Source organism: Streptomyces sp. NPDC031466 (genome assembly GCF_055581265.1).
This window is the reverse complement of the sequence record NZ_JBVIJT010000001.1, coordinates 532395-541748: the sequence shown is the minus strand read 5'-3', so window position 1 is coordinate 541748 and position 9354 is coordinate 532395. Positions and strand designations below refer to the sequence as shown.

Sequence of the window (9354 nt, the reverse complement as noted above, 5' to 3'; positions counted from 1 at the left end):
CGAGGTACCGCCCCGGCGCACCGCCCGGCACGGCCCTCGCGCACCCCGCGCCCCGACCGGCCCCCACCAACCACCCGAACCCCAGCGACCACCCGAACCGGCAATGAGAGAAGGCGACATGGACGAGAACACCCGCTACCAGGTGCTGCGCAACGACGAGGAGCAGTACTCGCTCTGGCCCGCCGACATCGAGGTGCCCGCGGGCTGGCAGCCCGTCGGGAAGGAGGGCACCGAGGCCGAGTGCTCCGCCTACGTCGACGAGGTCTGGACCGACATGCGGCCCAAGAGCCTGCGCGAGCGCATGGAGAACGCCGGGGCCTGACCGCCCGTCGCTCCACCCGCCGGGCCGGCCGCACCCGCGCCGGCCCGGCGCCCGCCCCCCGCCCAGTGCCGTTCCGGCGCCCCACCGCCCTCGGCCCACCACCGCACGGCAACACCCCCGAGGAGCCGCCATGACCCCCGTCCTGCGTACCGAACGCCTGGAATTCGTCCCCTACCGACCCGAACACGAGGACCACTTCGTCGCGCTGCTGCGGGACGAGGAGGTGTGCCGCTGGATGGGCCAGGACCGTGCGCCCGAAGCACAACTGCGCGAGGTGTTCCGCGCCATCCTCACCGATGTCTACCCCCAGCACCGGTTCGACGTGTGGGGCCTGTGGCTCGCGGACGCCTACGTCGGTCACGCCGAGGTGAAACCCACCGGCAACGTCGACGGCCATGAACTCATCACCGCGCTCGCCCCCGCCTACTGGGGGCGCGGCCTCGGCGGCGAGACCGTACGGGGCCTGCTCCGGTACGCCGGCGACACCCTCGGGCTCAGCGAGGCCTACGGCATGGTCGGCGCCGAGAACACCGCCAGCCTCGCCCTGTGCCGCCGCATGGGCTTCCGCCACGTCCGGGATGTCGTCGGCGACGACGGCTCCGTCACGAAGATGATGGTCATCCCGGTCACGGAGGGCGCCGCCGGGACACCCGGGACCGCGTCCGCCGGGGACCCGGTGTGAGCCGACCGTCCGTCGGTGAGGGCACCGTCGGGACGGCGGACGGCGACCGGCCGCCGGGGCTGTGGCGCAACCGCGACTTCAACCTGCTGTGGAGCGGGCAGTGCCTGTCCGACCTGGGTGGCGCCATGGTGGAACTGGCGCTGCCGCTGCTGGTGCTCCAGCAGACCGGGTCCCCCGCGCAGGCCGGGCTCGTCGGCACCGCCGGTCTCGTCACCACCCTGGTGTGCCGGCTGCCGGCCGGGGTCCTCGCCGACCGCGTCGACCGGCGCCGCCTGATGATCGTCTGCGATGTGCTGCGGCTCGCGGGGTACGCGCTGCTCGGCTGGGCGGTGGCCACGGGCGCCGCGAGCCTGCCGGTGATCGTCGCGGTGGTGATCGCCGGCGCCGCCGCCACGGCCGTCTTCAGCACCGCCGAGCACGCCTCGGTGCGCAACCTCGTCCGCCCCGAGCAACTCACCGCCGCCGTCGCCCGCAACGAGGCGCGCGCGTACGCCGTCTCGCTGACCGGTCCACCGCTGGGCGGCCTGCTGTTCGGGCTCGGCCGCGCCCTGCCCTTCCTCGGGAACGCGCTGAGCCATCTGCTCTCCCTCGTGGCCGTCACCTGCATCCGGCGGCCGCTCCAGGAGGCCCGGCAGGAGGCGGCCCGGCCCGCCGCCGTCTCCGCGGCGCAGGGCCTGCGCTTCCTCCTCGGCCATCCCTTCCTGCGCGCCCTGCTGGTGATCGCCGCGCCGCTGAACATGGCCTTCACCGGCATGATCTTCGCGATGACGCTCGCCCTGCTCGACGCGGGCGTCCCCCCGGCCCTGGTCGGACTCGCCGGCACGATCTTCGCGTTGGGCGGCTTCCTCGGCGCCCTCGTGGCCCCCGCGCTGCAACGCCGGTTGCGGCTGCCCGTCCTGATGAGGGTGCTGTGCTGGACGACCGCCGCGCTGATGGCGGTGAGCACACTGCTGGCCGGCAGCGTGCTGGCCGCCGTCCCGCTGGCCGCTGCCGTGTTCCTCGGGCCCACGGCGAACGCGGCGCTCTTCGCCCACCAAGCCGCCGTCACACCGGACCACCTGCAAGGGCGCGTGGTCAGCGGCGTGCTGTTCGCCGCGGGGTCCGCCGCCGCGCTCGCCCCCGCCCTGGCCGGTGCCCTCCTGGCCCGCTTCGATCCGGCACCGGCCATGCTGGTCTTCCCCGCCCTGGTGGCCCTCGCCGCGGTGACGGCCACCCGCAGCAAGGGCCTCGGTGTGCCGGCGCCCGGCCGGTGAACTCACCTTTTCCGGTGCGGAAACGCGCTTCACCCGCGCGCCTGTCCTCCCGCACGGTTACGTGGGAGTCGGCCGCCCGGCACGTCCGAGCCGGCCCGTCAGCGGTTCGGCCGACGCTTGTGCGCGAACACCCACCGGTTCCCCTCCAGCGCGTCGTTCGGCTCGGGGAGGGGGCCACGCCGGTGCCGTCGGGTGAATTCGAACGGCGTGTGCATCGAGGTGGACCAGCCCTTGCCCGTCAGGTCGCCCGCGGAGTCGGGCCGTGGCCCCTCGTCGAAGAGGTGGAGCAGGTCGATGCCGATCTGTTCGCGCGTCGCCACGTAGATCGGGCTGTCGCGGTACGCCAGCAGGTCCTTCTCCAGTTTGGCCTCGAAGGCAAGAGCACTGCCCGGGGTGGTGAGCCTGTCCACCGTGTCGACGAGGTACGTCTCGGTGGGGCCCGGCAGATAGAAGAGGAGGCCCTCGGCCAGCCAGACGCTCGGTGCGGCGGGGTCGAAGCCGGCGGTGGTCAGCGCGCTGACCCAGTCCGCGCGCAGGTCGGCCGGTACGGCGACGCGCTTCACCCTCGGGGCGGCCGACAGGTCCGTGAGCACCCGCTGCTTGAAGGCGAGGACGCCCGCCCTGTCGATCTCGAACACGACGCAATCGGACGGCAGGTCCAGCCGGAAGGCCCGGGTGTCCAACCCGGCCCCCAGCAGGACCACCTGGCGGGCGTCCGCGCGGGCCGACCGCAGGAGGAAGTCGTCGAGGACCCTGGTGCGCAGGCCGAAGTAGCGGGCGAAGCGCCCCCACAGCGGGTCGCCGTCTCCCTCGGGAACCTGCTCGATGCGCACCGGCCAGCGCGCACAGGCGGCGGCGGCGCGCACGAAGTGCTCCGCGTAGGGGTCCTGGGCGAGGCTGTCGTGGCGGTGGGTCTCGATCGCCCGTGCGGCGGCGACCAGGAGGGCGGTCAGACCCACACCTCCGTCCACACCTTCCGCGTCGGTCCGCTGCGGCGCCGTGCCGGCCATGGTTCCTCCGTTGACGGGAGTGAGGGCTGGGGTGTCTGTGTGTGCCATGAGGGGAAGCCGTGGTTCCGCGTGCCGCGCCTCATCTCGTTCCCTCCGGGAGGAGGACGGGCTTGACCACGCGGCCCGCGTCGCAGTCGCGTTCGGCCTCGTTGATGTCGGCCAGCGGGTAGGTGCGGATCAGCTGGTCGAAGGGGAAGCGACCGGCCTGCCACATGCCGGTCAGCCGCGGGATCAACAGCGCGGGCACGGCGTCCCCCTCGCAGATGTGGCGGACGCCGCGACCCCGGTCGAGCGTGCCCGGTTCGAGGGCCAGGGGTGTGTGCAGGCGTGCCACCAGGCCGAGGTTGCCGGTGGGGCACAGCGCGTGCAGCGCGGCGTTGATGAGCGGGCCCGAGGCCGTGGTGTCCAGGGCGTACCGCGCGCCGCCGTCGGTCAGCCGGCGGATCCGTTCGGGCAGCGCGGCCGTCGCGGCGGGCAGCGGGATCGCGCCGAACCGTTCGGCCAGGGCCAGTCGCCCGGGCCGCCGGTCGACGGCCACGGTCAGCGCGCCGGCGGCGGTGGCCGCCATCACCGCGGCCAGGCCCACCGCCCCCGCGCCGAGGATGACGAGGGTGTCGCCGGGACCCGCGCGGAAGGTGTTCAGGACGGCTCCGGCGCCCGTGAGGAAGCCGCAGCCGAGGGGCCCGAGCAGTTCGAGCGGCAGGGCGGGGTCGACCCGGACGGCGTTGCGAGCCGGGACGAGCGCGTACTCGGCGAACGAGGACTGCCCGAACCAGCGGGGGGCCAGCGCCGCACCGGCCGCGTCGCTGAGCCGCGGGGGTCGCTCCTCGCGCCCTCCGAAGAGGTTGAGGGAGGCGAAGGAGTCACAGTAGGCGGGGGCCGCGGCCAGGCAGTTGCGGCAGTGCCCGCAGGAGTCGAAGCTCAGCACGACGTGGTCGCCCACGTCGAATGCGGCGTCAGGGCCGCTCCCCGCCCCCACGACGACCCCGGCGCCCTCGTGGCCGAGGACGGCCGGCAGCGGGCTGCGGCCGCCGGACCGCCGGACCGCGAGATCCGTCCGGCACATCCCGCAGCCCGCGATCTCGACCAGGAGCTCGCCGGGGGCCGGCTCGCTGCTCAGGACCACGTCCTCGACCGTGAACGGGGCGTCGTACGCGCGCAGTACGGCTGCCCGGCACCTCATCGCCACGCCTGCCGCAGGCAGCGGGCGAGGTACGGCCCGGCGCGTCCGCCCAGGTCACAACCGCCTCGGGGGCCACGGTGGGTGACGAGGGCCGGGACGTGTGCGGGTGGGACGGTGGCAAGGACGGAACCGAACTGCCGGGTCCGGGGTGCGAGACCGTCTCCGAGAGCCCCGACGACATCGGCCGTGGCGCGCGTCCCGGTGGTGCGGGCGGCCGGGCCGCCGGGCCATCCGGCCCCGGCGCGCGGGGCGCGGCCGACTTCGGCTCTCCGCATCCCGGTGGTCAGTTCGTGGCCGGGACGTCGGCGGCGTACTCCCTGGCCTGCCGGTCCATCTCCGCCCGGAAGGCGGCGATCAGCTGCGGCCGGATCCGTCCGGCATTGCGGTCACCGCCCGCGCAGACCGCTCCCCGCACCCCCACGATGTCCGTCCCGGCGCGGGTCAGCGGACCGAGGTCGGCCTGCTTGACGCTGCCCGCGAGGGCGGCGAGCAGGCCGGACGCGTGCGCGCGGCGGACGAACTCGGCGCAGGCGTCCGCCGGAACGTGGTCGAAGAGCCGCGTCCCGTCCTTGATCGCGGTGTCCAGCATGGCCGCGTCGGCTCCGGAGCGGGCGGCGATGTCGGGCAGGGCGAGCGGATTGACGCAGCCGACGCGGTGCGCGTCGGCGTAACCGGAGGCGACGACGAGTGCGTCGGGCCGGTGGTCCTTCACCGCCCTGACGACCGCGCGCATGACGTCGATGCCCTGCTCGGGCGTCGTGCATCCGTAGAGGCCTACCTTGATGTACGTCGCGCCGGAGACCACCGCGCCGAGCGCGGCCTGCGCCACCGTGCCCGGCTTGTACGGCACGTCCCCCACGGTGGCGGACACCGGCTTGTCGGCCGGAACGGTGGCGCGGATCTCCCGGATGACCCACGGGAAGTTGGCGCCGAGGGAGCCCTCATCGGGCTTCTTGACGTCGACGATGTCGAGGTGCTCCGCCGCCTTCGCGCAGTCGAGGGCCTCCTCGACGCTGTCCGGGGAGATGAGAAGCAACACCGTGCACTCCTTCCGCCGCCGATCCGCCCGGCCGCGGGGGCCGGGGGATCGGGGGTCACCTGAGTCATGTGCGGTGTGCCCAGCATTTACGTCACCCCTAGGAACCGTAAGGGCGCACAGCGTGCTCACGGGGCGTTCACACGCACATGCGATGCGCCGTGCATACCGGAACAAACCAGCCCCATTGGCACCGTTGCTCCCGGTGTTCGCCTCCGTGTCACGGTCCCGAAAGGGCGGTGTGAGCGGATCGGGGTACTGAAGACCACTCGGTCGGTCCTATATTCATACAAACAATTCACGCGCGGCCCTGCTGCGATGAACACGGGGTAGGACCGCAGTGAGCGAACCCGCCGGCACTGAACCCGCCTGGACCGAGTCCCGCGCCGCCCGCAAGGCGCGCGAGAAGGCGCGCAAGCGCAGGCGCATGGCCGTGGTGGCGGCCGTGCTCGGCCTGGGCGGGGTGGCCACCACGTGCGTTCTCGCCTTCGGGGACTCCTCCGGGAGCCGGGGCGATGCCCGGCACACCCCGGCCACCTCTTCGGGCGACGCGGCGGAGAAGGCGCGGGCCGCCAAGCGCGCGAAGAAGAACGAGGAGAAGTGGGACGGCAAGGTCCGGGTGCTGGGCGACGGCTCCACCTCGTACGCCGGGCCGCAGCCCGGGCAGCTCAAGCCCAAGAAGCTGCAGCCCGGTGAGAAGCCGCCGCAGTTCGTGGTCTTCTCCTGGGACGGCGCGCTGGAGGGCGACGACCACCGCTTCTCCCACTTCCGCCAGGTGGCGCGGGAGAGCAAGGCCCACATGACGTTCTTCCTCACCGGCATCTACCTCCTGCCGGAGAGCAAGAAATCGCTCTACCGCCCGCCGCAGCACAACCCGGGGTCGGCCGCCATCTCGTACCCCACCGTCCCGCACATCCAGACCACGCTGGAGCAGCTGCGCGGCGCCTGGAAGGACGGCAACGAGATCGGCTCGCACTTCAACGGCCACTTCTGCGGCCCCAAGGGCGGCGGTGACTGGAGCACCGGGGAGTGGAAGAGCGAGATCGAGCAGACGTACGCGTTCATGAAGGAGTGGAAGACCAACACCGGCTTCACCCAGGAGGCACCCCTGCCCTTCGACCCCGACCGGGAGGTGGTCGGTGGCCGCGCGCCCTGTCTGGAGGGGCAGAAGAACCTGCTGGCCGCGATCAAGCCGTTCGGCTGGCGCTACGACGCGAGTTCCTCGGGGGACTTCCAGATCTGGCCGTCCAAGGTCGACTCCATCTGGAACTTCCCCCTCCAACTCCTGCCCATGGAGGGCAAAGAGGTGCAGGTCCTCTCCATGGACTTCAACTTCCTCTACCACCAGTCCGGCGACAGCACCCAGGGCGACCCGGCGAAGTACCCGGCCTGGGAGGCGCAGGTCCGCAAGTCGTACATGAACGGCTTCAACCGCGTCTACAACGGCAGCCGGGCGCCGATGTTCGTCGGCAACCACTTCGAGGACTGGAACGGCGGCATCTACATGAACGCCGTCGAGGACGTGATGCGGGAGGTCTGCCCGCGCAAGGGCGTCCGCTGCGTGTCCTTCCGGGAGCTGGCGGACTGGCTCGACGTCCAGGACCCGAAGGTCCTGGACCGGCTGCGGCTGCTCGACCCCGCGCAGGCGCCTGACTGGAAGTCACTGGTGAAGTAGTGCCGCCGGGGTCGCCCGACGCTACTTGGCCGCCTTGACGTAGTCGGCCCACAGGCGCACCGCCCGCTCGCTGCCGAGCGTCCCGGGGGCGTCGCCGCCGAGCCCCGTCAGCGGGAGCGGCACCAGGTTCTTCAGCGACATGCGGTAGACGACCACGGCCGTCGTCTCGTCCTCGGTGCCCCCCACGAACCAGCCCGCCGTGTTCGCGGTGGTCGTCCCGGTCTTGCCCACGGCGCCGGCGTGCGCCCCGCCCGCCGCCTCGGCCGACCCGTCGGTCATGGTGGTCCGCAGGGCGTCCGTGACCGCCCGGGCGGTCTCCTTCGACATCGCGCGGGCGGGCCTCGGCCTGGTGAGCGGCACCGCGTCCCCGGCCCGGGTGACCGAGCGCACCGAGTAGGGGTCGGTGTGCATGCCGTCGTCGGCGAAGGTCCGGTAGGCGCCGGCCATCCGGATGGCGCTGGGCGTGGAGTTCTCCCCGAGCGCGAAGGCGGGGATCCGCTCCCCGAGGCTCGATTCGAGCAGCCCGGATCGCAGGGCGTACTTCTCCACCCGGTCGAGGCCGACGTCGAGACCGAGTTGGAGCATGGGCGTGTTGACCGAGTCGGCGACGGCCCGCCGCAGCGTCACCTCGCCCCAGTCGCGGCCGCCTTCGTTCTGTCCCTTCACCACCTTGCCGCTGCGGTCCCAGTACGGCCCCTCCGGCGTCCGTACGGCGATCCCGTCGTCGCCGTCGTAGACGCTGGCCGGGGAGACCGGTGTGCGGCCCCCCTCCCGGGTGCGCCGCACACCGTCCTCCAGCGCGGCGGCGTAGACGAAGGGGGTGAACGCCGAGCCGGCCGGAATGGTCGTCGCGTTCGACTGGTTGAAGCCCTGCTTCAGGAAGTCGTGGCCGCCGTACACGGCGAGCAGCCGGCCGTCCGGGGCCACGCTCGCCGCGCCGATCCTCGCGTACGTGTCGTTCTCGGGCCGCCGCTTGGCGTCGAAGTCCTTCTCGGCCTCCCGGACGGCGGCGGTCAGCGCCTTCGTGCGGCCCCGGTCGAAGGTCGTGCGGATCTGGTAGCCGCCGAGGTCGTAGTCGGCGGCCTTGATGTGCCCGGCCTTGATCGCGTTCCGCTTGGCCAGCTCCACCAGGTAGCCGGTCTGCGCGCCGGGGGTGGTGCCGGAGCCCGACTTCGTGGGCTCCGGGAACTTCTTGTACGTGGCACGCTCGGCCTGCGTGAGATGGCCCGTCTCGACCATGCGGTCCAGGATCCAGTTCCACCGCTCGACGGCCCGCTCGTGGTTCTCCTTGCCGAGGGCCGGGTCGTAGAGCCCCGCGCCCTTCAGGAGCGAGGCGAGGAAGGCGCCCTCGCTGGCGTTGAGCCGCGAGACGTCCTTGCCGTAGTAGGCGTGCGAGGCGCGCTGGATGCCGTAGGTGCCACGCCCGAACCAGCTCGTGTTCAGGTAGTCCTGGAAGATCTTGTCCTTGCTCGTCCGGTTGTCCAGCTTCACGGCGATCAGCGCCTCGGTGAACTTCCGGGACAGCGTGCGGTCCTGGCTGAGGTAGACGTTCTTCACGTACTGCTGGGTGATGGTCGACCCGCCCTGGGTCTCCCCTCCGGTGAGCGCGGCGCCCGCGGCCCGCAGCACGCCGCTCGGCGAGACGCCGGAATCCGAGTAGAAGCTCGCGTTCTCGGCCGCGAGGACGGCCCCCCGGACCTTCGGCGGCACCTTGTCCAGCGGTATCTCCTGCCTGATGACCCAGCCGGTGCGGGCCATGACGGTGCCGTCGGACCAGTAGTACACGTTGTCCTGTTGCGTGGCGAACGAGTTGAGATCATCCGGTATGTCCGTGGCGGCGTACGCGATCGTGACGAAGCCGGTCACACCGAGGACCAAGTACAGGAAGGCGCCCAGCCACTGACGCCACGACGGTATCCACCGCCGCCATCCGGCACGGCCCGGCCGGGGGTAGGCGGGGCGCAGCCATCGGAGCCGGCCGCGCACCCCGGCGAGGGCACTGGACATGGTGCCGTCCGACCACGCCCCGCGCCGCTCCGCGGCCTTCCTGCGCCGGCCGGTCGCCGCGCGGCGGCCCCCCGGTGCAGCCCGGCGTTCCACGGATCCCTCACCTGCGGCTATCCTGCGCCCACCCACCCCGTGTGCCTCCTCTGCTGCGCTCTGCCGCACACCCTAGAGGTACCCGGGGCGCCG

Annotated in this window: 8 protein-coding genes; 4 read left to right on the top strand and 4 right to left on the bottom strand. The window is 72.7% G+C overall.

The annotated features are described in order from the left end of the window. Positions 1-118 precede the first annotated feature (118 nt). The 3 genes from ACZ5GP_RS02020 to ACZ5GP_RS02010 all read left to right on the top strand — a co-directional run bounded on the left by ACZ5GP_RS02020 (position 119) and on the right by ACZ5GP_RS02010 (position 2257). A complete protein-coding gene (locus ACZ5GP_RS02020) occupies positions 119-322 on the top strand; it encodes an MbtH family protein (RefSeq protein ID WP_067045059.1) in 204 nt (67 codons plus the stop codon). Between the two features lie 130 nt (positions 323-452). Continuing rightward, positions 453-1004 carry a GNAT family N-acetyltransferase gene (locus tag ACZ5GP_RS02015; RefSeq protein WP_468748913.1) on the top strand — a complete coding sequence of 184 codons (552 nt, stop codon included), beginning with the start codon at positions 453-455 and terminating at the stop codon, positions 1002-1004. Then, a complete protein-coding gene (locus tag ACZ5GP_RS02010; protein WP_468748912.1) occupies positions 1001-2257 on the top strand; it encodes an MFS transporter in 1257 nt (418 codons plus the stop codon). Before ACZ5GP_RS02015 ends, ACZ5GP_RS02010 begins: the two co-directional genes overlap by 4 nt. A gap of 98 nt (positions 2258-2355) precedes the next feature. Here the strand turns inward: ACZ5GP_RS02010 and ACZ5GP_RS02005 are convergent, their stop codons facing one another. The 3 genes from ACZ5GP_RS02005 to ACZ5GP_RS01995 form a co-directional block, all read right to left on the bottom strand. Beyond that, positions 2356-3267, bottom strand: a complete 912-nt coding sequence (locus tag ACZ5GP_RS02005; RefSeq protein WP_468748911.1) for a class I SAM-dependent methyltransferase — start codon at positions 3265-3267, stop codon at positions 2356-2358. A 79-nt stretch (positions 3268-3346) separates the two neighbouring features. Beyond that, positions 3347-4450 (bottom strand): NAD(P)-dependent alcohol dehydrogenase, encoded by a 1104-nt coding sequence (locus tag ACZ5GP_RS02000; RefSeq protein WP_468748910.1) that lies wholly within the window; start codon positions 4448-4450, stop codon positions 3347-3349. Between the two features lie 283 nt (positions 4451-4733). Next, positions 4734-5489, bottom strand: a complete 756-nt coding sequence (locus ACZ5GP_RS01995; RefSeq protein ID WP_468748909.1) for a (5-formylfuran-3-yl)methyl phosphate synthase — start codon at positions 5487-5489, stop codon at positions 4734-4736. 337 nt (positions 5490-5826) lie between these two features. On the opposite strand from ACZ5GP_RS01995, the gene ACZ5GP_RS01990 reads away from it, so the two are divergent. Beyond that, positions 5827-7161 (top strand): polysaccharide deacetylase family protein, encoded by a 1335-nt coding sequence (locus ACZ5GP_RS01990; protein WP_468748908.1) that lies wholly within the window; start codon positions 5827-5829, stop codon positions 7159-7161. 21 nt (positions 7162-7182) lie between these two features. Here ACZ5GP_RS01990 and ACZ5GP_RS01985 read toward each other — a convergent pair whose 3' ends face one another. Continuing rightward, positions 7183-9168 (bottom strand): transglycosylase domain-containing protein, encoded by a 1986-nt coding sequence (locus ACZ5GP_RS01985; RefSeq protein WP_468749067.1) that lies wholly within the window; start codon positions 9166-9168, stop codon positions 7183-7185. Positions 9169-9354: the final 186 nt, after the last annotated feature.